General features: G+C 57.9%; 25 protein-coding genes and 1 pseudogene. 13 read left to right on the top strand and 13 right to left on the bottom strand.

Going from position 1 to position 25,760, the window contains the following annotated elements; translation table 11 throughout:
* Window positions 1–165: 165 nt before the first annotated feature.
* From nifS to ABSG49_RS07945, 5 genes are all read left to right on the top strand, one after another.
* Entirely contained in the window at window positions 166–1,365 is a 1,200-nt protein-coding gene (nifS, locus tag ABSG49_RS07965) for a cysteine desulfurase NifS (RefSeq protein ID WP_424025594.1), read from the top strand.
* Window positions 1,355–1,789 (top strand): Fe-S cluster assembly scaffold protein NifU, encoded by a 435-nt coding sequence (nifU, locus tag ABSG49_RS07960; protein ID WP_424025593.1) that lies wholly within the window; start codon window positions 1,355–1,357, stop codon window positions 1,787–1,789. Before nifS ends, nifU begins: the two co-directional genes overlap by 11 nt.
* Before the next feature lie 161 nt (window positions 1,790–1,950).
* Window positions 1,951–2,715: a HesA/MoeB/ThiF family protein gene (locus ABSG49_RS07955; RefSeq protein WP_424025592.1), complete on the top strand. Its 765-nt coding sequence runs from the start codon at window positions 1,951–1,953 to the stop codon at window positions 2,713–2,715.
* Window positions 2,712–2,990: a ubiquitin-like small modifier protein 1 gene (locus ABSG49_RS07950; RefSeq protein ID WP_424025591.1), complete on the top strand. Its 279-nt coding sequence runs from the start codon at window positions 2,712–2,714 to the stop codon at window positions 2,988–2,990. Before ABSG49_RS07955 ends, ABSG49_RS07950 begins: the two co-directional genes overlap by 4 nt.
* Before the next feature lie 16 nt (window positions 2,991–3,006).
* A complete protein-coding gene (locus tag ABSG49_RS07945) occupies window positions 3,007–3,432 on the top strand; it encodes a molybdenum cofactor biosynthesis protein MoaE (RefSeq protein WP_424025590.1) in 426 nt (141 codons plus the stop codon).
* A 361-nt stretch (window positions 3,433–3,793) separates the two neighbouring features.
* On the opposite strand, the gene ABSG49_RS07940 is transcribed toward ABSG49_RS07945, so the two are convergent.
* The 9 genes from ABSG49_RS07940 to ABSG49_RS07900 all read right to left on the bottom strand — a co-directional run bounded on the left by ABSG49_RS07940 (window position 3,794) and on the right by ABSG49_RS07900 (window position 15,505).
* Window positions 3,794–5,758 (bottom strand): DUF4118 domain-containing protein, encoded by a 1,965-nt coding sequence (locus ABSG49_RS07940; protein ID WP_424025589.1) that lies wholly within the window; start codon window positions 5,756–5,758, stop codon window positions 3,794–3,796.
* Window positions 5,759–5,766: 8 nt separating this feature from the next.
* Complete coding sequence (kdpB, locus tag ABSG49_RS07935; RefSeq protein ID WP_424025588.1) at window positions 5,767–7,866, bottom strand: potassium-transporting ATPase subunit KdpB; 2,100 nt, start codon at window positions 7,864–7,866, stop codon at window positions 5,767–5,769.
* Window positions 7,859–10,294, bottom strand: a complete 2,436-nt coding sequence (kdpA, locus tag ABSG49_RS07930) for a potassium-transporting ATPase subunit KdpA (RefSeq protein ID WP_424025587.1) — start codon at window positions 10,292–10,294, stop codon at window positions 7,859–7,861. The genes kdpB and kdpA overlap by 8 nt, the downstream gene beginning before the upstream one ends.
* 238 nt (window positions 10,295–10,532) lie before the next feature.
* Window positions 10,533–10,901 (bottom strand): hypothetical protein, encoded by a 369-nt coding sequence (locus ABSG49_RS07925; protein WP_424025586.1) that lies wholly within the window; start codon window positions 10,899–10,901, stop codon window positions 10,533–10,535.
* 45 nt (window positions 10,902–10,946) lie between these two features.
* Window positions 10,947–12,080 (bottom strand): sulfopyruvate decarboxylase subunit beta, encoded by a 1,134-nt coding sequence (comE, locus tag ABSG49_RS07920; RefSeq protein WP_424025585.1) that lies wholly within the window; start codon window positions 12,078–12,080, stop codon window positions 10,947–10,949.
* Complete coding sequence (locus ABSG49_RS07915) at window positions 12,073–13,347, bottom strand: cysteate synthase (RefSeq protein ID WP_424025584.1); 1,275 nt, start codon at window positions 13,345–13,347, stop codon at window positions 12,073–12,075. Before ABSG49_RS07915 ends, comE begins: the two co-directional genes overlap by 8 nt.
* Window positions 13,348–13,356: 9 nt before the next feature.
* A complete protein-coding gene (locus tag ABSG49_RS07910; RefSeq protein ID WP_424025583.1) occupies window positions 13,357–13,977 on the bottom strand; it encodes a (Fe-S)-binding protein in 621 nt (206 codons plus the stop codon).
* A gap of 2 nt (window positions 13,978–13,979) precedes the next feature.
* On the bottom strand, window positions 13,980–14,684 hold the full coding sequence (locus tag ABSG49_RS07905) for a GTP-binding protein (RefSeq protein WP_424025582.1): 705 nt from the start codon (window positions 14,682–14,684) through the stop codon (window positions 13,980–13,982).
* The gene (locus tag ABSG49_RS07900; RefSeq protein ID WP_424025581.1) at window positions 14,681–15,505 is read right to left on the bottom strand and encodes an ATP-binding cassette domain-containing protein; all 825 of its coding nucleotides are present in this window, start codon (window positions 15,503–15,505) and stop codon (window positions 14,681–14,683) included. Before ABSG49_RS07900 ends, ABSG49_RS07905 begins: the two co-directional genes overlap by 4 nt.
* Window positions 15,506–15,587: 82 nt before the next feature.
* Between ABSG49_RS07900 and ABSG49_RS07895 the strand changes: the two genes are divergently transcribed.
* Both ABSG49_RS07895 and ABSG49_RS07890 read left to right on the top strand, forming a co-directional pair.
* Window positions 15,588–16,076 (top strand): helix-turn-helix domain-containing protein, encoded by a 489-nt coding sequence (locus ABSG49_RS07895; protein WP_424025580.1) that lies wholly within the window; start codon window positions 15,588–15,590, stop codon window positions 16,074–16,076.
* A gap of 3 nt (window positions 16,077–16,079) precedes the next feature.
* Window positions 16,080–17,021, top strand: coding sequence for an ABC transporter substrate-binding protein (locus ABSG49_RS07890; RefSeq protein ID WP_424025579.1), 942 nt, complete (start codon window positions 16,080–16,082; stop codon window positions 17,019–17,021).
* Between the two features lie 263 nt (window positions 17,022–17,284).
* Here the strand turns inward: ABSG49_RS07890 and nikR are convergent, their stop codons facing one another.
* From nikR to ABSG49_RS07875, 3 genes and pseudogenes are all read right to left on the bottom strand, one after another.
* Window positions 17,285–17,707, bottom strand: coding sequence for a nickel-responsive transcriptional regulator NikR (nikR, locus tag ABSG49_RS07885; protein WP_424025578.1), 423 nt, complete (start codon window positions 17,705–17,707; stop codon window positions 17,285–17,287).
* Between the two features lie 356 nt (window positions 17,708–18,063).
* Window positions 18,064–18,480 (bottom strand): annotated as a pseudogene (locus tag ABSG49_RS07880) (aminotransferase class I/II-fold pyridoxal phosphate-dependent enzyme); the annotation flags it as partial.
* Between the two features lie 195 nt (window positions 18,481–18,675).
* Entirely contained in the window at window positions 18,676–19,152 is a 477-nt protein-coding gene (locus ABSG49_RS07875) for a pyridoxal phosphate-dependent aminotransferase (RefSeq protein WP_424025577.1), read from the bottom strand.
* Window positions 19,153–19,438: 286 nt separating this feature from the next.
* Here ABSG49_RS07875 and ABSG49_RS07870 point away from each other — a divergent pair, with 286 nt between their 5' ends.
* The 6 genes from ABSG49_RS07870 (at window position 19,439) to ABSG49_RS07845 (ending at window position 24,267) form a co-directional block, all read left to right on the top strand.
* A complete protein-coding gene (locus tag ABSG49_RS07870; RefSeq protein ID WP_424025576.1) occupies window positions 19,439–20,143 on the top strand; it encodes an energy-coupling factor ABC transporter permease in 705 nt (234 codons plus the stop codon).
* A complete protein-coding gene (locus ABSG49_RS07865) occupies window positions 20,133–20,435 on the top strand; it encodes an energy-coupling factor ABC transporter substrate-binding protein (RefSeq protein ID WP_424025575.1) in 303 nt (100 codons plus the stop codon). Before ABSG49_RS07870 ends, ABSG49_RS07865 begins: the two co-directional genes overlap by 11 nt.
* Before the next feature lie 29 nt (window positions 20,436–20,464).
* The gene (gene cbiQ / locus ABSG49_RS07860) at window positions 20,465–21,253 is read left to right on the top strand and encodes a cobalt ECF transporter T component CbiQ (protein ID WP_424025574.1); all 789 of its coding nucleotides are present in this window, start codon (window positions 20,465–20,467) and stop codon (window positions 21,251–21,253) included.
* Window positions 21,254–21,263: 10 nt separating this feature from the next.
* Window positions 21,264–22,442: an energy-coupling factor ABC transporter ATP-binding protein gene (locus ABSG49_RS07855; RefSeq protein ID WP_424025573.1), complete on the top strand. Its 1,179-nt coding sequence runs from the start codon at window positions 21,264–21,266 to the stop codon at window positions 22,440–22,442.
* A 121-nt stretch (window positions 22,443–22,563) separates the two neighbouring features.
* On the top strand, window positions 22,564–23,325 hold the full coding sequence (locus ABSG49_RS07850) for a hypothetical protein (protein ID WP_424025572.1): 762 nt from the start codon (window positions 22,564–22,566) through the stop codon (window positions 23,323–23,325).
* 648 nt (window positions 23,326–23,973) lie between these two features.
* Complete coding sequence (locus ABSG49_RS07845) at window positions 23,974–24,267, top strand: hypothetical protein (protein ID WP_490356191.1); 294 nt, start codon at window positions 23,974–23,976, stop codon at window positions 24,265–24,267.
* Window positions 24,268–24,632: 365 nt separating this feature from the next.
* Here the strand turns inward: ABSG49_RS07845 and cysE are convergent, their stop codons facing one another.
* Window positions 24,633–25,598, bottom strand: a complete 966-nt coding sequence (cysE, locus tag ABSG49_RS07840) for a serine O-acetyltransferase (protein ID WP_424025570.1) — start codon at window positions 25,596–25,598, stop codon at window positions 24,633–24,635.
* Window positions 25,599–25,760 lie beyond the last annotated feature (162 nt).

Below are 25,760 nucleotides of genomic sequence, written 5' to 3'. Positions count from 1 at the left end.
CCCGACATAATAGAATGTATTCACAATTGTGAATTGGTCGTGGCAGCAGATATAATTTACCGCAGCCCGGCATTCCGGGGTGCAATCCCGCGACGGCTTTCCTGATCTCTAAAGGAAAGAATAATCAGACGATCAAGGCACATATTCAGGTATATCGTGATGAGCATGGGTGAGAAACGCACCGTCTACATGGACCATTCCGCAACCACATACGTCCGGAAGGAAGTACTGGACGCGATGATCCCTTACTTTACCGAGCATTTCGGTAACCCCTCGTCTATTTACGGCATCGCACGGGACTCGAAGAAAGCGATCGATATCGCCCGCGGTCAGGTGGCAAAGGCGCTGGGGGCCGAACCTGACGAGATTTATTTCACCTCCGGAGGCAGTGAATCCGACAACTGGGCGATCAAGGGTATCGCGTATGCGAACCGGAAAAAGGGGAACCACATCATCACCACGAAGATCGAGCACCACGCGGTACTCCATACCTGCCAGTACCTGGAGAAGGAAGGCTTCACGGTCACCTACCTCCCGGTCGACCAGTACGGCCTCGTGGACCCGGCCGATCTCGAGAAGGCGATCACCGGCAAGACGATCCTCATCACCATCATGTATGCCAACAACGAGATCGGCACGATCGAGCCCATCACGGAACTGGGGGCCATCGCCCGGAAGCATAAGGTATATTTCCATACCGATGCAGTGCAGGCAATCGGCAATGACCCGATCGATGTGAAAACTCAGAATATCGACCTGCTCTCCCTCTCCGCCCACAAGTTCTATGGTCCGAAAGGCACCGGCGCCCTCTATATCAGGAAAGGAGTGAAGATCGACAACCTGATCCATGGTGGCGGTCAGGAGCGCCGGCGCCGGGCGGGGACGGAGAATATTGCCGGCATTGTCGGCTGCGGCAGGGCAATCGAGCTGGCGACTGCCGACATTGAAGGACACAACATGCGCATCCGGGCCCTGCGGGACCGGCTCATGAAGGGGATCCTCGCGAAGATCCCCAATGCCCGTCTCAACGGCCACCCGGAGAAACGGCTCCCCGGGAACATCAACATCAGTTTCGAGTTCATCGAAGGGGAATCGATGCTGCTCTGGCTTGACGATGAAGGCATCTGCGCATCGACCGGCAGCGCCTGTACATCGGGCTCGCTCGAGCCGTCGCATGTCCTGCTTGCGACCGGCCTCCCGGTGGAGATATCTCACGGATCGCTGCGCCTGACCCTTGGCGATGTGAATAAGGAAGCAGACGTGGACTTCGTCTTAGAGGTACTGCCAAAGGTGGTATCCCGGCTGAGGGACATGTCTCCCTTGTACCAGAAGAGCGGAAAGGAAGGTGGCTGCAATGTACAGTGACAAGGTCATGGACCATTTCAAGAACCCGCGCAACGTGGGCGAGATCGAGAACGCTGACGGTGTCGGCGAAGTTGGGAACCCGGTCTGCGGTGATATTATGAAGATCTTCTTGAAGATCGAGAACAACGTGATCACCGACGCGAAGTTCAAGACGTTCGGCTGCGGTGCTGCGATCGCGTCGAGCAGCATGGCAACGGAACTCGTCCGGGGCAAGACTCTTGAGGAAGCATGGGAAGTATCCAACAAGGCTGTAGCGGAGGCGCTCGAGGGTCTTCCGCCAATCAAGATGCACTGCTCGGTGCTGGCCGAGGAAGGCATCCACAAGGCGATCAATGATTACCGGAAGAAGCATGGGCTGCCCGAGTGGGAGGAGAAGAACCCTCACTCCCATGAGCATGAGGAAGACGCAACCTGCCAGCAGTAGTGCCGGCAACGGTACTGCATGAGAGATCAGGAAAAAATTGCCGACACAGGATCTCATAAATAATCCTCCCGGCAAAGGTGAACATGAAACAAATCCGATCGGGATCCGGATATCCCGTGCGGTAGAATATATTGGTTTTCCGGCTGAACATCTGGTGAACAATGTTATCCGAACGTGAACTCGAACGGTACAAGCGACAGATCCTCCTCTTCGGGGAAGAAGGGCAGGAGAAACTGAAGAAAGCGCATATCTTTATTGCCGGGGCCGGCGGACTGGGCTCCCCCATCGCAATCTATCTCGCTGTCGCCGGCGTGGGAAGGATCACGATCGTGGATATGGACACCGTCGACCAGTCCAACCTGAACCGCCAGATCCTCCACACCGACCGGGATGTCGGCAGGAAGAAGACCGTATCGGCAATTGAGAAGCTCCAGGAACTCAATGGGGATATCACTATCAACGCGATTGATACCATGATCGGCGGGGATAATTGCGACAAGCTCGTGGGCAGGGCCGATGGAATCGTCGATGCGATGGACAATTTTCCCACCCGGTACCTCCTGAACGAAACGGCGATCAGGAAGAATATCCCGCTGTTCCACGGGGCGATCCGGGGGCTCTACGGCCAGGCGACCACGATTATCCCGGGAAAAACCCCCTGCCTTGCATGCATCTTCCCGAAGGCACCGCCCAAGGAAGTTTTTCCAGTGGTCGGGGTAACCCCAGGTGTCATCGGGACGGTGCAGGCGACCGAAGTGCTCAAGTATTTCATCCATGACGGCAGACTGCTGACAAACCGGCTCTTCATCTGGGACGGGCGTGAGGCCCATGCCGAAGAAATTGCCGTGGAACGGAATCCTGCCTGCCCTGTATGCGGAGAAAAACACACGACGAGTTCCCGAAAACCCGCGAGGAAGAAGAGATGACCGTCAAAGTACGATTTTTTGCCCGGTTCAGGGAGCTGCTCGGGACCGATATCCTGGCAGAGCCGGGGAGCGGTACCGTCCTTGCAACCCTGGTCAGGAAGATAGCAGAGAAGAACAAGGAAGGCTACGCTGCCATCTTCGACGAACACGGCAATTTCCGCGAGTTTGTCATCGTGATGTGGAACGGGAAAAGGGTCGAGACCGGTGATGCGGGGAAGACCATCATCGCTGACGGAGACGAAATTGCGGTCTTCCCGCCGGTTGCCGGCGGTTGATATTACGGGGCCTGCCATGATTGCCATCCAGCACGAAGATGTCGATATCGGGAAACTGATCCGCGATGCGAAGAGCCCCGGGACCGGTGCGGTTGTCGTTTTCGACGGGGTTGTGAGGGACGATGATATCCGGGAGATGGAGCTCGAGGCGTACGAGGAGGTCGCACTGAAGGAACTGGAGAAGATTGCCGAAGATGCAAAAAAACTGCACAACCTCTCCCACGTCGATATAGTACACAGGACCGGCAGGCTCTCCGTTGGCGAGAATATCCTGATCATTGTTGTCAGCGCCGGCCACCGCCCCGAAGCCTACGCGGGCTCGCGCTATATCATCGAGGAGATCAAAAAAGGCGTCCCCATCTGGAAGAAAGAGCTCCGGAAGGACGGGGATCGCTGGGTGCCGGGCGAGCACCTTCATGGTGCGGGAAAACCATCCCACTAGCAGTATCTCCCATCGAGGCCGGTATCCTTTTCATTTTTTGCTGGGAGAAATCATCAGAAAATTCTCCAAGCGATCATGGGGAAGACAAGCATTTCACAAGGAATGACCGGTTCAAAAAACGATTCTATCGGAATTCGATTTGACTTATCCGCGATAATCCGTGAGAATGTAATACCTGCATCATAGTAAAGCCCAAGGGCGGTCCGGAGGGACAGGCACTGTCCGCTCCGTCAATATGCGGTTTGCCGTTGGTACAAAAAATCGGATCTTCTCTAAAACCCTATTTTTCGAAATTGACTTCACCCGATCGCGACAACACCTGAAACAGAGCCTGATGCCTCATGCCCACCGGACAGACATGTTATTTCCTCGTGATGGTCAGGTTCACCCGCTCGAGTGCCACGGCGGCCTGGTTTGCAAATGCGGTCAGGATCCGTGACTGTTCCGGCGTGATCACGCCATTTGGCTCCGCAGGTCTGACCCCCATGATCCCCACGACGCCCTGGGTACCCTGGAGGGGGATGAACCGCAGCCGCGATCCATGCAGGGTGTCAGTATCGTACCCGGCAACGGCCGCGTGCTGGAACGCCCAGGTCGCGACGGCGACGTCGTCATCATCGGTGACAAGGCCGGGACTTGCCGAGTGGACCACGAGACTGTTCTGTTTTGGCAGCAGGAATACCGAATCCCATTCGAAAATTTCATGGATATTATTACGGACTGCCTTGGTGATCGCATCCGTTGTGACTGCGACTGCGAGGTCCTGCGAGAGAGCATAGAGCGTCCCGGTCTCCTTCTCGCGGATGCCGGCCGCATCGGCATAATCTTTCGCACGTGCCACAAGGAAGCTGGTCAGCGATCCCACCATGATCATGCCGGCAAATGTGATGAGGTACTCCGTGTCGGTGATCCTGAAGGTCAGGGGTGAGACGAAGAAGAAGTCGAAGGCAAGGACACTGATGATGCTGGTGAAGATGGCAGGCCGCAGGCCCCGCCGCCATGCCACCCCAACGACTGCCAGCAGGTAGAGCATGGCCAGGTTTGTGGGCGAGATGAACCAGTGGATCAGCCACCCGATGATCGTGACGATCACGACAAGCCCGAAGCTGGCGATATAATCCTTCGGGGGCGTTGCCGGTAGGAGCGGCTCCATCTCGGCCGGTTTCTCCGGGTCGCCCTTCCCGCTGCTGATGACGTAGACATCGATAGGGCCGCTGTTGTGGATGAGCTGGTCGACGACCGACCCGAATACGTATTCCTGCCAGCGGGGCCGCAGGGTTTTGCCGATAACGATTCTTGTGACGTTGTGCCGGCGGGCATAGTCAAGAACGGTGGATGCCACGTTGAGCCCGAAGAGGGTAGCGGTGGTGGCACCCATCTTTTCAGCAAGCTGGAGGTTACGCCAGAGCTGCTCTTTCCCCTCTTTTGAAAGGCGGTGGTGCGACGGGGTCTCAATATAGACGGCGCTCCAGCTCGCGTTCATCCGGTCGGCCTGCCGTCGGGCGGTGCGGACCAGCCGTTCGGAAAGGGGGCTTGGGCCGAGACAGACCAGCAGGTGCTCGCTTGCTGCCCAGGGCCCGGGTATCGCGCGTGTCTGCATGTACGCGAGCATCTGCTCGTCAACACGCTCGGCGGCCCGCCGGAGCGCAAGTTCCCGGAGGGCATAGAGGTTGCCTTCGTTGAAGAACTGCTCGATCGCTGTCCGGGCCATGTCCGGTACGTACACCTTGCCCTCCCTCAGCCGCTGGAGGAGTTCCGGCGGGGCAAGGTCCACCACCTCGATCTCGGCGGCCTCGTCGATCACCCGGTCGGGGACCGTCTCCCGGACAACGATGCCGGAGATCTGGGCGACCACGTCGTTGAGGCTCTCTACGTGCTGGATGTTGAGGGTGGTATAGACATCGATCCCTGTTGCCAGTAGTTCCTCGACATCCTGGTAGCGCTTGGGATGGCGCGATCCGGGCACCGTGGTATGGGCCAGTTCGTCCACGAGAACCAGCTGGGGGTGGATCTTCAGGATCGCGTCCAGGTCCATCCCTTCGAGCCTGACCCCCCGGTACTCCACTTCCTTTCGTGGGATGACCGGAAGACCTTTTACCAGGGCTTCCGTCTCGATCCTGCCATGGGTCTCGATATATCCGATCTGGACATCAACGCCTTCGTCCCGGCGCAGGTGCGCTGCCCTGAGCATCTCGTAGGTCTTACCGACCCCGGCGATATAGCCCAGGAAGATCTTGAGCTTGCCCCGGTGCTTCTGCCGCTCGGCATCGCTTACGCGGGCAAGGAGAGTATCCGGGTCGGGACGGCATACCTGGGGGTCAGCCATGGACCACCTCACACTCCCAGGAGCATCAGCAGCATATCAATGATTTTTATTCCGATGAACGGGGCAATAAGTCCTCCGGCACCGTAGATGAGGATGTTGTTGCGCAGCGCCTCTTCTGCCGACATGGCCCGGTATTTCACGCCGCGCAGGGCGAGCGGGATGAGGAGGACGATAATAATGGCATTGAAGATCACCGCCGAGAGGATACCGTTGTGCAGCCCGAGGACGTTGAGGGAGGCAAGGGACGGATAGGTCGAGGCGAACGCGACCGGTATGATGGCGAAATACTTTGCGATGTCATTTGCAATGGAGAAGGTGGTCAGTGCCCCCCGGGTCATCAGGAGCTGCTTTCCGATCTCCACGATCTCGATCAATTTCGTGGGATTGGAGTCCAGGTCGATCATGTTTGCCGCTTCCCGGGCCGGCTGGGTGCCGGTATTCATCGCCACGGCGACATCCGCCTGGGCGAGGGCAGGGGCATCGTTGGTCCCGTCCCCGGTCATCGCGACCATCCGCCCGCCGGTCTGGTACTCCCGTATGAGTTTCAGCTTGCTCTCGGGCGTAGCCTCTGCAAGGAAATCGTCCACCCCGGCTTCTGCCGCGATGGTGGCTGCCGTGAGGCGGTTGTCCCCGGTGATCATGATGGTCTTGATCCCCATCTTCCGAAGCTGGACGAACCGCTCCTTGATGCCCCCCTTGACAATGTCCTTGAGGTGTATCACGCCCAGGGCCGTTCCGTTCCGTGCCACGACGAGGGGCGTTCCGCCGGCACCGGCGATTGCGTCCACGGTCTGGCGGAGACTGTCGGAGATGGTGTGGCCCTGCGATCCGATATACCGGAACATGACGTCTGCCGCACCCTTGCGGATGCGGAGTTCTCCCTGGTCAACCCCGCTCATCCGTGTCTGGCTCGTGAACGGGATGAACCGGGTATCGGTGCCGGTGTCGGTGGACGCGACCGACCGGCCGCGGAGATTGTATTTTTCCTTGACAAGCACGACGATGCTCCGGCCTTCGGGCGTCTCATCGGCAAGGGAGGCGAGCTGTGCGGTCTCGGCGAGATCCATGATGTCGGTGTTATCGACCGGGATCAGTTCCATGGCCTGCCGGTTTCCCAGCGTAATCGTCCCGGTCTTATCGAGCAGGAGGACATCCACGTCCCCGGCGGCTTCGATGGCCCGGCCGGAGGTCGTGATCACGTTGCGCTGGATCAGGCGGTCCATGCCGGCGATCCCGATCGCGCTGAGCAGCCCGCCAATCGTCGTCGGTGCGAGGCAGACGAAGAGGGCGACAAGGACCGTGATCGTCACGGTCGTGCCCGCGCCGGCAGCCCCGACACTGTAATGCGAGAAGGCGTAGAGGCTGGCGGAGACCACGATAAAGACCGCGGTCAGGCCGACAAGGAGGATGTTGAGGGCAATCTCGTTGGGGGTCTTCTGCCGTTTTGCCCCTTCGATGAGGCTGATCATGTGATCGAGGAACCCTTCGCCCGGGTTCGCGCTGACCCTGACAATGAGCCAGTCAGACAGGATCGCGGTCCCTCCCGTGACTGCACTCCGGTCCCCTCCGGACTCGCGGATGACCGGTGCGCTCTCCCCGGTGATAGCGCTCTCGTTGACGGATGCGATCCCCTCGATGATCTCCCCGTCGACCGGGATCGTGTCCCCTGCCCGGACATAGAAGAGATCGGACTTACAGAGGGTGGAGGATGAGACTTCGATATAATCGAGGGATGTGGGTTCCTTTCCCTTGGTTATCACGTGGCCCGGATGAAGTTTCTTTGCCGATGTATCCTGCCGCATCTTTCGCAGGGATTCGGCCTGTGCCTTCCCCCTGCCTTCGGCAAGCGCCTCAGCAAAGTTTGCAAACAGTACGGTGAACCAGAGCCAGGCCGAGACTGCACCGATGAAACCGGCAGGGGCCTCGCCCGCCCCGGCCAGGGCCTGGAGCCAGAGCAGCGTGGTGATCACGCTCCCGGCTTCCACCGTGAACATTACCGGGTTCCGGATCAGGGTGCGGGGATCCAGTTTGAGGAATGCATCGATCACTGCCCTCCGGTAGAGCCCTGGGGTATCATAGGCATTTTTTGTCTTCCCGTGTTCAGACATGGATCATACCTCCGGCAATCATACTCATGTATTCCGCAACAGGCCCCAGCGAGAGGGCAGGCAGGAAACTCAGGCCCCCGATAATGAGGATGACAAACACCAGCCAGATAATGAAGAGCGGGCGGTGGTCCCGCAGGGTACCTTCACCTGCAGGGACGATCTTCTTTGCCACGAGTGCACCTGCAAGGGCGAGGGTCAGGATGGCCACGAGGTACCGTCCGACGAACATGGCAAATGCCGTCGTGAGATTATAGAAGAGGCTGTTTGCCGACAATCCTGCAAAGGCGCTGCCATTGTTCTGGGACGTGGACGAGAAGGCGTACAGGATCTCGGAGAACCCGTGCGGTCCCGGGTTGAAGACCCCCGCCCTGCCGGCATCCGTCAGCACTGCGAGGGATGTGAGGATGAGGATCAGGAAGATCGGGACGAGAATGATGATGGTAGAGAGCTTCATCTCGTTCTGTTCGATCTTCTTGCCATAGAGTTCCGGGGTCCGGCCTACCATCAGGCCGGCAATGAACATGGCGATGATGGCAAAGACGAGCATGCCGTAGAGTCCCGAGCCCACGCCGCCATAGACCACCTCCCCGAGCTGCATATCGAACATCTGGACCAGCCCGCCAAGCGGCATGAAGGAGTCATGCATCGAGTTGACCGCACCGCAGGACGTGACGGTCGTGACCACGGAGAAGAATGCCGACGGGACGATCCCGAACCGGACTTCCTTTCCCTCCATGTTCCCTCCCGGCTGTGCATGCCCGGGGTTCTGGTCGATGCCCAGTGCAGTGAATGCCGGGTTCCCTCCAAGCTCGGACCAGATCGCGATACCGGCAAGCGGCAGGAACATGATGGTCATCGCCATCAGCAGGGCGATGCCTTTGCGCCCCGACCCGATCATCTTCCCGAAGGTGTAACAGAGTGCCGTGGGGATGAAGAGGATCGCAAGCATCTCGAGGAAGTTGGAGAACGGCGTGGGGTTCTCGAGCGGGTGGGCGGAATTGGCATTGTAGAAGCCTCCCCCGTTCGTGCCCAGCTGCTTGATCGCGATCTGGGACGCCACCGGCCCGAGCGGGATCGTCTGCGTTGTGACGAGCATCCCGTTGCTGTCATTCACCGGGTTGAGAAGCGGGACCGTGACCGGGCCGTTGAATGTCTGCGGGACGCCCTGCGACACCAGCACGATCGCGATCGCAAGGCAGACGGGCAGCAGGATCATGACGCTCCGGATGAGGAGCACCCAGAAGTTGCCGATGGTGGTGCCTGACCGCCGGGAGAACGCAAAGATGAGCGCCACCAGCACGGCCATACCTTTTGCTGCCGACAGGAAGTTCTGGACAGCGAGCCCGGCCATCTGGGTGAAGTAACTGACGGTGACTTCCGGCACATACGCCTGCCAGTTGGTGTTGGTGGCAAAACTGACTGCGGTATTCAGGGAAAGGTCCCAGGGCACGGCACCAAGCCCGGCGGGATTGAGCGGGAGGAACTGCTGGACGAGCTGGAGGAAGAAGACGACGAGGATACAGGGTACGGTGAAGACCATGAGGGCGACGGCAAACTCCTTCCAGTCCATCTCCGCAGTCCCGTCCACGCCTCCCAGAGCAAGGAATTTCTGTTCGACACCATCAATAACCGGCGTCAGGAAATTGGGCTTACCGGTAAATACCTTTGCCATCCATCCTCCGAGCGGGACGACGCAGAGGGCAATGACGATGATGAAAAGGACGATCTGGATCCAGTCTGACATCCGCATGCCCAGTACGGGGGTCTGGAAATAGATCTGGAGCTGGGCAGACCACGACAATGGCTGGGACGAGACCGCGATGCGACCCGCACTGAGGTCATCGAGTGCAAGGTTCAGGGACAGGACGTTGACCCGGGGCTCTCCGAAGATGCCGAACTGGCGGGGTTCGATCTGCTGCCCGACCAACGCATGGACGTCCTGTTCACTCAGGTTCCGTTCACGGGCAATGCGGGGGACCTGGTACTCGGCTGCTGCGATCGAAATATCAGGATCGAGGCCGCTGCCCGAGGCAGTGACCAGATCCACGGGAATCAACTGCGTATTCCCGGGGTCTGCTGCATGCAGGGCACCGGCACGGGCTTTCACGGCATCGATGAGCGCAGGATTATTCGGTCCGAGATTCGAGCCGGATGATGCACCGGCATTGTAGGGCACCGGGGAGGTGGCTGAGAGGCGGCCCCAGAAATAATTGGGGGAATCGAACGGCTGCCCTACCAGTGCCGAACCCACAACCTTGCCGTTATGTTCGAGGAGGTTTCCGTTGGCCTGTACAGGAAAGATCACCTGGGCGATGCCGGTGACAAACAGGGGATACACAATCCCCGTGACAAGCGTGAGGAGGAAAAAGATGACGATTGCCGGTTTGATCTGCTTTTTTATCGTCGATTGAAGGTTGCCTGTGGTCATAGCGTGACCGCCTTGCTGGAGATACGACCCGGATCCTGGGGTCCGGAGAACTCACATTACCAGCGTGCTGATTTTAAGTATATATGTCCATTGACAATTCTGATGCTGTATGAAACTCGCCGAACTGGAACAATTATGACGAAAAAGGCACCTTTGATGGAAGTTTACTTCCAACACTCTCGTATATAAAAACTTACGATCGCGCGGATAAATCCGGAGCATGCCGGGCAGTACATCATCACTCCCTGGACCGGTAATATTTTCTCTGCGGGAGTCCAGTCAGGTATATTGAGTCATCACCCGGATCGTATACCCACCCCGTGATATTTCCGGATGCGGATTGCAGAAAGAAACGTCCGCTGTCATCCCGGGACCAGATTCCGGACTCGGTCTTCTCTCCCTGGTTTAAGTAAAAGCTCCGGTAAATGTAGCTCTGGTTCTCATAGAGGATCACGTGCAGGTCAGAGGCAGGCAGTTCCCCGCCGACCCACTGCCCGATGAGAGGGTCCGGGGCATTCCCGAGGATATGTACTCCGGGCAACTGAATGCAGCCTGCGATAAGAACGACACCCACGACTACCAACAGGACGGACAACCCTATTCGCATAAATGTGATAGGGTGGCTCTGACCCATTTAACCTTTCGCCAGCGTTTATCTGTTGCCCCCCAATGCCGTCCGGAACCGGTCCCGTATCTGTGCCGGTTCAAGAGGAATATTCGGGACATCGCTGTTGCCCGGCTTAATCCGGGCATGGATGAATGCGGGGCCACCCCGGGCTGACGCAGCAAGTGCGGACGCCAGTTCCTCCGGTTCGTGTACGGTCCATGTCTGCCCGAAACCCGCCCCCATTGCCAGCAGCCGGAGGTCGGCGGTATCGCATCCCGGGCGCGGCTGGTTGCCGGTGCTGCCAAAGACCCCGTTGTCCAGACCGACGATCGTGAGGTTTTCCGGTGCGACTCCCCCGATGACCGGCAGGATCGAGGAACCGAGCAGGCTTCCGTCACCATCGATGACGATCACCCGTCTGTCCGGCCGGATGGCCGCGATGCCAAGACCGATGGACGATGCTTGGGTGTAACTTCCCAGCATGTAGAAGTTCTCACGACGGTCCTTTGCAGCATACAGTTCCTTTGAGGGGACACCGATATTCGACACCAGGACCTCGCCGTCCGTCCGGGCGGCGATGATCTTGATCGCATCGAACCGGGTCATCACCGGCGTCTTCCACTCCTGAGTGTAGGTGAAACTTACCGGACGACACGCGGTCGCGCCGGCGGTCATGGTGGACGATGCACAGCCGGTCTCCTCAAGGCACCGGGGGCGGACGAGGATGACGTGCGGGGTATGGTTCCTGTACGCTGCTGCAATCGCCTCGCCGATCTCCCGGGGGCTGGTACGGTTGGAGACGATCGTGCAGGGGATGCCTGCCGCGACGAGGATCCGGGGGAGGGGGCGGTTGAACGGGATCTGGGCCGGGATCACTTCATCCGCCCCGCCCCGCCAGCTGGCAAGGATCGGGAGCGGCAGGCCGAATGTTGTCGTCAGCGACAGGATCGCATTGAGCATATTCCCGAGGCCTGAGCTCTGGAGGGCGATCAGGGGGCGGGCACCGGCAAGGTATGCCCCTGCGGAGATGCCCACACCGTCCTCTTCCCGTGTAAGGCCGATATGCCGGAACTCTTCCGGGAGCCGGAAGAACAGGCCCTTGGCCCGGTCGCAGGGTATGGCGCAGACAAGGTCGATCCCCTGCCCTTTCAGCTCGGCAACGATCTGGTTTTCATCCATGATGTGCGATCCACTCCCTGAGTATCTTGACCAGCTCTTCCTGCGGCTCACCCGGTATTATGGTCGCGGAAGGACTGACCGGATGGAGAGCGAAATCCTCCCGTATACGTTCGTACCCCCCTCCTGTGAGGTTCAGGAGAATATGGTCATCAGGACCGATGATATCTTTTTCTACAGCCTGGACAAGGGAAGCGGTGGCAACCGCTGCGGCAGGGTCCAGATCGATTCCAACGGTGTCTCTGACAAGCCTCATCGCCGTGGTGCCTGCCGTGTTCGACACGCCGTACATCTGTCCGTTCGTTGCCTGCAGCGCATCGAACAATCCCCCGCGGATACTGTACGGCGGATTCCGGTTCGTCAGTACATCGGACATTACCTGTGCAATCGTCCCCGCCGGATCCGGCATGTCCGTGGCAGGAAGGATCTCGCGCCGTTTCGCTGCCCAGGCCGAGACAATGGGAATGAACGGTTTGTTCTGGGCAAGGTGGAGCCTGGGGAGTGTCCTGCCATAGTTCCCGTCGCGGATTAGCCGCAATGAGGCTTCCCAGGCGGCGATCGCCCCGGTACCGCTCCCCACTGCCTGGAAGTAGTGATCGGGGATCCTGCCCGTGGTCACCGCTGCATCGAGCACCACGGTACCCATGCCGTCCCTCCGGGCCACGTTCCTCGCCCCGCCTTCCGGTACGCACCCCGGGACCGCGGCGAGTGTATTACTCACGGCAATCGCATCCGAATAATCCCCCTTTACGGCGACGAGGAAGATATCCCCTGCCGGCTCTGTTGTCCAGAGCCGGGGGATGGCCTTTTCCGGGATGACGATCACGACCGGCCTTCTGCACCGGGCCGAGAGTCCGGCAAATGCCCTGCCGGTGTTCCCCGCCGAAGCGATCACCGGAATCATGCTGCCCAGTTCCTTCAGGCGCTGCATCGTGGGCGAGGCCTCCAGTTCCTTGAACGAGCCGGTGGTCAGGTCAGCCCCGATCTCCGGGAAATACCCGGAGAAGGAGAGGACGAGGTTTGACAGCCCGAGCTCGCGGGAGAGTTCATCGTTCGTGAACGTGACCGGCCCCCCTGACGGGAGGAGCGGGGCAGTGACCGGGAGCCATGCCAGGTATCGGTAGACTCCCTTGTGGGGTGCGAGGTGGAGTTTCCTGCTGCAGTACTCGGTCCTGAGCAGGGAGTTATGGTCGTGCGTGCAGGAAAGGCGGGTGATATTCTCAACGATCTCGTTCCCCTCCACGCAACGGATACGGTACTTGGGTATCATTCGATCAGCTCACTGTATCCTGATGTCCTCGAGCCTGACATGGATGCCCTCCTTCTTTTTCAGGACCATGTTCACAACTGCGGTATGCGACAGGTACATCATGCAGAATCCCGGCAGGAACCGCTGGCGGGCCCCAAGCACCGGTGGTCGTGCGATCACATGCGCAATTCCCTCGAAGGCATGGACATAGTAGGCCTGCACATCGTGTACCTTCCCCTTCTCCCTGCGGGCCGCGAGCGGGCCGACCGTGTGGCACCCGAGCACACCGGTGACCGGGTTGGCGGAGAGCACTCTCAGGGCATGATAAACCGGGCAGCCGGGGCCTGCCGGGCGACCGGTGACGATCTCGCCGGGGCGTATGTCCCAGCGCTCGACGAGATCTGCCCGGAAGGGCACCACGAACTTGCGGGCCGACGGTTCGCCCGGCAGGGCGGTGAGTACGAAATCGTACCGGTTTCCCAGCACGTCAGTACCGGAATAGTCCGCCTTTTCCGGAGCCCTGCCATCAGAACACGTATAAAACGGGCAGTCTGCCAACGCCTTTTCACCGGCAGCGACCCGTATCCCGAACTCCCCGCAGCTTGCCGATCCGCAGGCGCCGCAGTCCTTCCCCGGGGGAACCCACGCCATACTCAGTCGCCCCGGTAGATGTTATCCGCCTCATCGAGCGGGCGGATGACGCCGAAATGGTGTTGCCACCCGATCTCTTTCTTGCCAATGCAGATGGTGCAGACCCCGAGGGGCGGCGTCCCGCGAAGGGTGATCGTTTCTGCATCTGCGATATCCGGGTGTCTCGCGATTGCCTGCATCAGGTACCGCATCCCGGTTCCCTGGATCGCATTGGTCTCGATGATATCGATATTCGGCGTGACCATCCGGATGCACTCCCGGAACACCTCCTTTTCCGCCTGTGAGACCAGGTCCGTCTTGGTGACAACAGCCACATCGGCAAGGGCAATCATGGGAGCCATCTTGAGCGGCGTGTTGCTCCCGGAGACCGCGGAGAGGACCGCGATGCCGAACGACTGGGTGGTATAGGGAGTGCAGCGGAGGCAGAGGCCGGCGCTCTCGATGATGAGGATGCCGGCGCTGATCCCTTCAGCCCATCGGATCGCATCCCGCATGATCATGATGCCCATGTGGTCCGGGCAGAGGTCGCCCGAGTACACCTTGCGGGCGGGGATGCCGAACTCCTCCCGAAGCTCCTCGTCCTCAAACGCCCTTACCACATCGATTTTGAGGAAGGCCGGGTCCTGCTTTCGGAACTCCCTGATGATCTGCCGGATCACCGCAGTCTTCCCGGCACTGGGAGGCCCGGCAACAATGATGAGTTTCATGCCGGTACAAGGGGTTTATTCCCGGGAAGATGATCGCTCCTGATCAGGTCACCGGCCCGTATTCTCTCCCGTAGTTCCACGAGAAAGGCGTCGATACCGGCAATGTGCGAGACCATCTCCCGCTCGGCCCCGTCCGGTTCGATGACACCGGTGACCGCACCGTTCTTCATGACAATCCGCCGATCGGTGATCATGGCGAGCAGAGGGTCATGGGTGACAAAGATGACCGCCTTGTGGTAGTGTTTCAGGCACCGGATCACCTTCTCCTTGAAGATCCCTGCGTTCTCCACTTCATCGAGGAGGAGGATGGGGGTCTGCCCGATCATGATGGCGTCAGCGATGAGGAGCGAGCGGGTCTGCCCCCCGGAGAGTGAGGTCATCCGCATGGACTCGGAGATTTTCTCCCCGGTAAATTCGTTTGCAAGCGCTACAGTTCTCTTGATAAGCTCCAGGGCGTACGTGTCCCGTGCCCTGATATGGAGGGCGAGGAACCGGCAGACCGTGAGGTCAGCGATGACACGGGTGTTCTGGGTGATGAGGGCGATGGGCTTTTTTGCCGGGTCCCGGACCATCTCGTCGGACGGCGGGGCACCATTGATCAGGATGGAGCGGCCGGTGACGGTGTCCCCCTGGGCGAGCACCTCGATATCATTGATGAATGCCGATTTGCCGGATCCGGTCGACCCGACAATCGAGACGGTATCCCCCGGGTGAAGGGTAATCCGGTCAAACCCCTCTATCTCTCCGCACCGGTTGGTGCCGGGAAGTACGGTGAGTTCCATGAACTGTTCGCTGCACATACTTAGGATGATAGCACGCATGTTCATATAACTTTTCAATTTGCCAGAAAAATTAACCTTATAGTAATAATTATAACCATGTTAGTATCACTTATAGGTTAATATGTTGTCAAAGAGGATTTTCGAGACGGATTTTACCGCGGCCCTGAACGAGGAGCTGGAGCGGAAGAACATGAGCGTGAAGGATCTCGCGGAGCTGACCGGGATCCCGGTCTCGACCCTCTATAAGGTCACAGTGGGTGAGCGGGACCCGCGTCTCTCGACGGTAAAAAAGATCGTCTCTGTCCTTGAACCTGCGCACGAGCGCTTCATCGTGATCATTGCCGCCCGGTTCCTGCTCGATAATCTCGAGATCCGCGAGACGGATGTCAACGGGAAGACATTCCGGATCCGGGGATATTCCGCAAACTCCCTCGAGGAATGCATCATCGCCGCAGTTCGGGCTGAAAAGGACGGGGCATCCGGGATTGTCTGCGCACCGATCCTTGCCTCCATTGTCGAGAAGATCGTCGATATCCCGGTTGCGATGCTCCGGCCGGAACTCTCCGTGGTCAGCGAGGCGATCATGACGGTGGCAAGGAAGATCGGGTGAACCATGGCAGGATCCGGGCAGCTCAGAATCGGGCACCTCTCAACGATGTACCATACGGCGTTCCTGCTCCGTGGGACCAGCCTCCTCGCGGACCAGGGCCTGGACGCCACGTGGACGCTCTTTCCCTCGGGACCGGACATCATCAGCGCCATGCAGCACGGCAACCTTGACCTCGGGTATATCGGGCTTCCCCCGGTGATCATTGGGATCGGCCGCGGGCTCTCCCTTGCCTGTATTGCCGGAGGCCATGTCGAGGGGACGGTCATGGTGGCCGGCACGGATGTCCGCACGCTCGGGGAGTGCAGGAGCATGAAAGAATTCCTTAACCAGTTCTCCGGTAACGCGATCGGCACACCCCCGAAAGGCTCTATCCATGACGTGATCGTCAGCGAACTCCTGCGGGAGCACGGGATCGCGGATATCGCCGTGAAGAACTACGCGTGGGCCGATTTCCTCCCGGATGCCCTCCGGGAGGGTGAGATCGCAGCCGCTGCCGGTACGCCGGCCCTTGCGGTGACCGCCCGACGGTACGGGAGCGCCCGTATTGTCGTACCGTCGGACCGGCTCTGGCCGTTCAACCCGAGTTATGGCATTGTCGTCATGCGGGAGATGCTTGAAAAGAAGGATCTGCTGACGAAGTTCCTTTATACCCATGAAGCTGCCTGCGAACTGATCCGGCACGACCCCCGGGCCGCTGCCCGGGTCGTGGCAGGGACGACCGGTATGGTGGATCCCGACTTCGTCATGGAGACGTACCGGGTCTCGCCGAAATACTGCGCTGCCCTGCCGGCGGAGTATGTTGCCTCTACCCTGAAGTTTGTCCGTACACTCCAGGTGCTCGGGTATATCTCCCGGCCGATCGCGGAGGACGAGATCTTCGACAGGTCGCTTATAGCGGCCGTACACCCGGGGCCGCACCATTACGATGCGGGAATCAGGGGGTAATCGTAAATATTCTCCTTTTTTTGTTTTGTAGAAATCCTTGTTTTGTAACAATAATTATTAGATTACTTCTTTTGAAAGGAGAGGACAGTGCCTGTCCCCACTGCTCCTGCGCTTTGCGATGCTGCGGGTATTGCCTGTTCGGGGATTATTGCAGTTGGGGGTTGCCCCAGCGGCGGGGGCGGAGGCAACACCTGCCGTAGCCTCCAAGAGCGTCATCTGTTTTTCGATGATTTTTACTGAGCTAAATAAAGGAAAAATGGGGTTTAATCCTCGATCTGGATCGTGGTCAGCTTCACCGACTCCACGCCTTTCTGGGACATGAGCTTCTCGGCAAGCGCCTTGAGCTGGGTGCCGTCGCCATGGACAAGGATCACTTCAAGGCACCGTTCATGGGTGACATGCGAGTGGAGCGAGGCTTTTATGAGACCGTGGTACTCGTGCTCGATATCGGTGAGGTTGGTGAGGAGGTTACGCTGGTCGTGGTCGTAGACCATCGTGATGACGCCTTCCCGCTCGCCTTTGACATCGGACATCCACTGGTAGTAGGTGATGTAGGTGCGGATCGCGTCCCGGATGCCTTCCGACCGGGAGGAATAGCCCCGGTAGTTCAGGATTTCATCGAACCGGTCGAGCAGGTTTTTCGGCAGCGAGATGCCAATCCGGGAGAGGTCGTCATCCATGGTCATGGAGTATCAGTGATGAGTGTATGATTGCTGATTGTTTTTTAACGTTTTGAAAAATACTAGAAAAAGTATTACTTGGTATTATCGGGATGGGTAGATTAGAGTTCCCCGGCTGAGGTCTGACCATTTCTCCTGTTACGATAGACGCCGCCGCCCCAGACGGGGCGCAATCGAAGAATCTTTCGGAATTTTCTCAAGCCAATCGTCGCTGATACGACGATTGTCTCCCCGCGGCGGATCAGTGACTAAAAAATTCATAAAAAATCCTCACTGCCCCGCCCCGCCTCGGAGAGGCCCTGTGGCGGGGAGTCATCGCAAAAAGAGATTGAAACCTATTTTCCAGTAATCCCGGCAGGTTCTTATCCCAATTTTTCCAACCTCCGGCATGCCTCCTCAAGCGTCTCGTCCTTCTTGGAGAAGGTGAACCGGAGTTTCGTCTCCCCGCCCGTATAGTAGAACGAGCTGCACGGGACCGCGGCGACACCGGCCGTCTCCACAAGGTGGCGGGCAAACACGGTATCGCTCATACCAAACGAGCTGATGTCGGTAAAGATGTAATACGCTTCCTCCGGTAGCTCGCACGCAAATCCTGTCTCCACGAGGCTGTCGAAGAGGATCCGGCGCTTGCGGTCGTGCCCGGCTGCCAGGTCCCGGTAATACGATGCCGGCAACTGCAGGGCCGCGACACAGGCCTGCTGGAGGGGGGCCGGGGCGCCCACGGTCAGGAAGTCGTGGATCTTCCGGATGCGGGAGGTGAGTACGGCATCCGCGAGGGCATAGCCGACCCGTCACCCCGTGACACTGTAGGTCTTGGAGAAGCTGCCGATCGTGATCGTCCGGTCCTCCATTCCTGGCAGCGACCCGATGGAGATGTGTTTGTGCCTGTCATAGACGATGTGCTCGTAGATCCCGTCTGTGATTGCCCCCGCGTCGTAGTCAATGTCGAGGTCCGCGATGAACGCGAGTTACTTTCACGCGAATATCTTGCCGGTCGGGTTGTTGGGCGTGTTGAGGATGACCGCGCGGGTCTTTTTCGAGAAGGCGGCCTTCCACGTCTCCTCATCGATGGAGAAATCGTCCGCGAGCGGGACAAAGCGTGGGACGGTCCCGGAGATCTGTGCATCCGGGCCATAGTTCTCGTAGAAGGGCTCCGGCACGACCACCTCGTCGCACGGCTGGATGATGGAAAGCATTGACGCCATCATCGCCTCGGTGGATCCGCAGGTGACGGTGATCTCCGTTTTGGGATCGAACTGCATGCCGTTGAACTCCCGTACCCGCTCCGCGAGCGCAGATCGGAGGTCCTGTGCCCCCCACGTGATCGTGTACTGGTTGATGTCGGCGTTCACCGCCTCGCACGCCGCTTTCTTCAGTTCGGGAGGGCAGGGAAAGTCCGGGAAGCCCTGCGCAAGGTTGATCGCATCGTGCGCGAGCGCGAGCCGGGTCATCTACCGGATGACCGATTCGGTGAAGGTGTCGGCACGGGAGGGGTGGGTGGAGAAGAACCCTCCGGGGGAATGTGCCGGTGGGGTTTTTCCCGTACCGGCCTTTGTATGCTTCATGGTGATCAGGTTGGCATGCGATAAATATAATGGGCAGGTTCGGCTGAAGGCAGGGGACACGCCCGCGCAGTGCTGTTTATGCCATTCGGACGGCCGGGTCTTTAAAAAGGGTCATGCATGTATTAGGCAACTCTTATTTACTTAAGGCAAGTAAATTTGTTCCTGTATTACTATGCATATCATGGAAGGATTCCTCTCACCGCAATGGTGTATAATCTGGTGGATCATTGCTTTACCCTGCGTCATTTTCGGTATCTATCGCCTTAAACAGATCACGAGTGCTGACCGGGAAGCGCTTCCTCTGCTTGGCGTGACGGGAGGATTTATCTTTCTTCTTTCATCATTAAAAGTCCCGACTCCTTTTGGGAGCACAACTCATCCGACCGGGACAGGTCTTTCGGCAATTTGTTTTGGGCCATGGGTCACATCGATTGTGTGCATAATCGTTCTCCTGTTCCAGGCGCTCTTTCTTGCTCATGGTGGCCTGTCAACACTCGGTGCGAATACGGTCTCCATGGGAATTATCGGGCCGTTAGTCGGATATACGATTTACCGGCTGCTAAAAAATACTTCTGTCGGTATTTACACGACAGTTTTTCTTGTTACGGCTTTTGCAGACTTATCCACCTATGTTGTGACTTCATTCCAACTGGCACTCGGCGCTGTTCATCCGGTAACCGGTGATGTCGTGAGCTCGTTTATCTGGTACCTTGGAGTATTTGCCTTAACCCAGATCCCTATTGCGATCGCCGAAGGGATCGTCCTTGCTCTCATATTCAAATATATCATTCAGCTCAAACCTGACATTCTTATACGGCTGAAAATCTTCTCAGAAGAGACGATTAATGCGGCAAAGAGGGAAGCTGATGGCCCGTAACTATAATCTGGAGATTCTTGCTGTGATAGCGATCGCCGCACTCTGCATACTATTTCTGTACACAAGCATAACAACGAAAAATGCCGGTTTTGTCGGAACCGATGATATTGCAGCGGCGAAAATTTCAGGATCGTCCGGTAATTCATCGGAACAGATCCAGCCGCTCATTCCCCAGTGGGTTCCTCCGAGTGCGGAAATTGAGTCTACCCTGTTTGGTCTTCAGGCAGCTATCGGCGGGATGTTGATCGGCGGAGTATTTGGTTACTGGATCGGACAGAAAAAGAAGGTATAACTGAAATACAACACCGGGATGTAGGAATTATGTTTGAGGATCTTCTCGAGGACATAGCGCAAAAGAACGGGATCCGACAGGTCAACACATACTTGAAGCTCACGGCCGGTACCGGTGCGATCCTTCTCTGCCTGCTCTCGTCGAGCTATTTTGCTCCCCTTTTTATTGTTGTTCTCCTTACATCTGGCATCCTTTTCCTTGCCCGGGTGGATGTAAAGACCTATACGATCCTCTTCCTCCATTTCGTAGCTCTTGCTCTGGTGAGTGTAGCCGGAATCGTTCTCATCTATGGCGGAGATACGGTGTTCTGGATCTGGCATCCCGTATCTTGGTTCTCGCTGTCGATCACCCGGGAGAGCGTCAATCAGGGATTTTTTGTTTTCTGTCGCATTATCGGGGGGATGTCCGGGGTCTGTTTCATCGCCCTCACGACGCCAATGACCGATCTGTTCACGGTCATGCGCCAATGCCGTATTCCGGAAGTTGTCATTGACCTTGCGATGATCATATACCGGACGATCTTCTTCCTCATGGACCAGGTGAAGCAGATCTACCATGCACAGGTGATGCGTCTCGGATACTCGGGCTGGCGCGAGTCGATCCACACTTTTTCCATGATGTGCGGGGCGGCCTTCATCGCCAGCTGGGATGCCGGGGACGACCTGATCCGGGCAATGGACGCCCGATGCTATGACGGGAAATTCGCGCTTCTTGGCGAGAATCGTCCCGTAGAACTGCGACCGCTGCTGGCCCTCTGCATCTTCCTGCTGGCGGCATCTGCGGCCGTCGTCACATCGCAGGGCATGACGCTGTTATAGGAGGATGACCATGAGCCGCATTATTCTTGAAGCACGGGATATCCGGTACCGCTACCCGCGGGGCCGAGAAGCGATCTCGGGGATCAGTTTCCATATACGGAGGGGCGAGAAGATTGCGCTCGTCGGTCCCAATGGTGCCGGCAAGTCTACGCTGCTCCAGATGTTCAATGGAATGATCCGTCCTGACACCGGGATCATGCTTTTTGACAACAAAGTGATCCGGTACGATACAGCCTCCCTCCGCCAGCTCCGGAAACGGGTCGGGTTTGTGCTGCAGAACCCGGACCGGCAGATTATCGCGCCTACCGTGTACCAGGACGTCGCGTTTGGCCCGGTCAACCTCGGGTATGATGAGCCGGCAGTCCGGGAATCGGTGGCAGTCGCCCTCCGGCAGGTCGGCCTTGAGGGATTCGAACGCCGCCCGCCCCACCAGCTCTCGGGTGGGGAGAAGAAACGGGTCTCGATCGCAGGAGTGCTCGCGATGGACCCTGACGTGCTGGTCTTTGACGAGCCTACGAGCGGCCTTGATCCTTCCGGTTCGGAGGACCTCATGGAACTGCTCGATGAACTGAACCATGATGGCAAGACGATCGTCATCTCCACGCACGATGTTGAACTCGCGTACCCGTGGGCTGAACGGGCCATTCTCCTGATGGACGGCCAGATCATACGGGAGGACGTGCCGGACGTGGCGTTCGGGAACACGAAGTACGTCCGCATGGCGCACCTCTCGGTCCCGACACTTCTTGAACTCTCGGCGGAACTCGGGAAGCGTGGGTTCACGATTCCCGAACGGAAGCCACGGAGCGTCCTCGACATGGTCCATATCATCGAGAACCACCTCAGCAAACCCTATGCCCACCCCGCACCAGGCACTATCACGGTCTGCAACGTGGACGAAGGGGAGACGTTGTCGCTCACCACATGGGTGAAGGCACGCCCCGGTATTGCGGTCGGAGCGATGGGTACGCGGGCAAAGCAATGCGCCGCACAGGAGCAGATTGCACTGGAGTTCACCTATGGAGTCATCGACAAGTGTATCCTCCGGGCGCTGCGGGGGCACGACTCGGTGATCCTTACAACCGGCAGTATGGTCAGCCGGGTTGCTGTCCGGGTGGAGGCGTACTGCAAGGAGAGCGGTAATACCATCCGCGTGGCCAGCCTGACGATCAGGGACCGGTCGGGTTGATGCCGGGTATTTTGTTGCCGGATCGTCCTCGCTTATTCCACTATCCTTCCTTGTGCTGACCTCCCTGACAGGAAGTTTTATCCGCTCAATTCAATATCATTAATTTAATTGAGGGTACGTTATGACACCATCAACAAGCACGAACCTGACCAGGATTGTTAAATTCGGCAAAAAGCCGGCGAAGCGTGATGCCCGCAACCTGAAATTGTCGGCGATTCTCAAGGCACCACCCAGGCTGCCCGCGGAATATGACTTCGATGTCCAGCACAATGGCATCCCGACGCCGATGTTCGGCAATGACTATCATGGCGACTGCGTGATCGCGGGCAGGGCCCACCAGACACTTCGCTTCGAAGATGCGGAGCAGAAGAAGATCTTACCCATCACCGAAACAGATGTGCTGAAAGAGTGGCACCTGGAGAACGGCGGGACTGAGGACGGGGTGTACGTCCTCGACTCTATCAAGCTCTGGCGCACGAAAGGCTGGAAAGCGGCCGGGAAGGTGTACAAGATCAAGGCGTTCGCAGAGATCGACCGGAAAAATCATGACGAGGTCAAAAGTACGGTCTATGCAGATATCGGCACCGGCCTCGGTTTTTCCCTCCCGGATTCAGCGATGACCGAATTCAATGCCGGCAAACCGTGGGCGCTGACCACGAAACCGCCGAACAAGAAGAACGGGCACTACGTATACGTGCCGGGATACACCAAAATCGGGCCGGTCTGTGTTACCTGGGGCCGGAAACAGCAGATGAACTGGGCCTTCTTCGACAAGTATTGCGACGAGGCATACGCCATGATCGATGCTGCCGATACGAAGAAGAAAAAGTCGATCCTCGACGGGAAGAAGATCGACGAGTTCCTTACCAAGCTGAAGAAGTAGGGGACCCGAGAGTTATCCGATTTTGCACCTGCGCAGGGCCGGGGCAAAATCCTTTTTGACCGGCACCGGCAACTACTCCCGATGGCAGGTAGCCCGGGCAGCACGGAAGGAACTGCAATCGGTCATCTCACCCAGGTCCGCCTCACCCGGCTTGACAAGGTGCTGTACCCGGTAGACACCATCGCCGATCTTACATGATTCTGTTTTCATAGCGAAGGATTACTCGAAGGATCTATTTGAAGACGCTTCCCGGAGCACGACATCCTGGATGCAGGGAGGCATCCAGTCATCTAACCCGGATAAATTTTGAGAAAAACTCTAGAAGCCCGGTCATGTTCACTCGTGCTCGTTTTCGATTCGCTTTACCCTGGCATAGTAACGGTACTGACGTAACAACAAGGCTGGAGTCCTGAAGGTATGATAGCAGCGGATCGGGCTTTCGTCTCCAGGATCTTCTGGTGATGACTTTTTTAAGATCTTCAGCATTACAGAATGTAGAGAGAGTGATAAACAATGGACATTGAAGAGTGCATCCGCTTTGCAAACGAGAACCCGGTCGCGTGGGTGGCTACGACGAGTGGCGATCAGCCCCGCGTGTGACCCCTGCAGATGTGGTTTGCCGATAAGACTGGTTTCTATTTCCAGACTATGACGAAGAAGGACATTTACCGGGAGATCACGAAGAATCCCCGTGTTGAGCTCGGCTTCTGGAAACCAGGTGTCGGGGGCGGAACCGTACTCCGTGCTGCCGGTTCAGTTGAGTGGTTAAACGACCCGGCTCTGAAACGCCGGTCCTTTAAAGAGCGCCCATTTCTCGCCGATCTCGGCCTGACAGCAGAGAGCCCCGAGCTGGTTCTCTTCCGCCTCAGGAAGGGTGAGGCCTACGTCTGGACGGTGGCGACGAACTTCGCACCAAAACAGAAGATCCGGTTCGGGGACTAAAAGCAATCAGTGTCGCACCAGTTAGACATGCATATGACGCAGTCGAGGATCTAAATCGCTGCACCCCTATCTGAACATGCAGACGCCCGGTCATGTTCATTCGTCCTCGCTGGTGGTCCGGCTTGCGTCACATCACATCACTGCTTTTTCGCTGTTATTGGGCAGACAATGACGCACCCCTTTGCTGTGGTGAAAAGATATAGGTGTACTTATGAAAAAAAAGATCCTGTTTATCTGTATCCATAACTCTGCCCGCTCCCAGATGGCAGAGGGGTATATGACAGCAAAGTACGGTGATCGCTACGAAGGATTCAGTGGTGGTCCCGGTCTTTTGCCGGCTCGGTTATTCGATATTTCACCGGTTTTCAGATCTGCCTGAGCACACCCCGCTGCTTCACGAACCGGTCCCAGTTCCACGGTTCGTCAAGCACATTCACAGTCACGTGCTCGATGCCGCAGACCCCGAGGACCCTGCGCTGCACCTGGCCGGAGAGGTGATCGGAGAGGGGGCAGGCTTTGCAGGTGAGGACCATGTCGATCTCCGCGCTGGTTCCCTTCACCCGTATCTCCTTGATGAGCCCGAGGTCGACGATATCGATGCCCACTTCGGGATCGATCACTTCCCTCAATGCTTCGCGGATCTCGTTCTCGCAGACAAAATCCTGCCGGATAACGGAGGTGACCGGGCCGGGCCCCGCCTGCTCGATGGTGCGGAGCCGCTCCTCGAGCTGGTTCTGCCGGTCCAGCAACCTGCTTATGACCCTGAGCATCGGATCGGGCATGACATCTTCCGTTACTTCGTCCGGTGACACGGGCTCCGGCCCGGCGATCCTGCCCGGCACACCAACAACCGTTGCTCCGGGGGGGACGGAGCGGACCACGACCGATCCGGCACCGACTTTTGCCCCCTTCCCGATCCGGATGGGACCAAGGATAATGGCGCCGGATCCAAGGATAACTCCGGCCTCGATGGTCGGGTGGCGCTTGACATTCTCAAGGGCCGTCCCGCCAAGGACAACCCCCATGTAGATGAGGACATCATTGCCCACCTCAGCAGTCTCCCCGATGACGACGCCCATGCCGTGATCGATGACAACCCTCCGGCCGATCTGTGCGCCGGGATGGATCTCGATGCCGGTCAGGAAGCGGCTGATATGAGAGACGAACCTGGCAAAAAATTTCAGGTTATGGCTCCAGAGCCAGTGTGCCCTCCGGTGGAACCAGAGGGCATGGAGCCCGGGGTAGCAGATGAGGATCTCAAGAGTGGAACGGGCGGCGGGATCCTTGGAAAAGATTGCCCGGATATCTTCCCGGAGATGGTTAAAGATCATGATTTTTCCTCATAATTCTGTCGAAGGACCCTGAATGGTCCTTCTTTCCTTCGAGGTCCATATGGACCTTGTTAATCCATCGAAGGATCCTGAAGGATCCTTCTCTCCTTCGAGGTCCATACGGACCTTGTTAATCCATCGAAGGATCCTGAAGGATCCTTC

It is taken from the genome of Methanoregula sp. (assembly GCF_049510175.1).
Lineage (GTDB): Archaea > Halobacteriota > Methanomicrobia > Methanomicrobiales > Methanospirillaceae > Methanoregula.
This window is presented reverse-complemented; position numbering and strand designations above follow the sequence as displayed.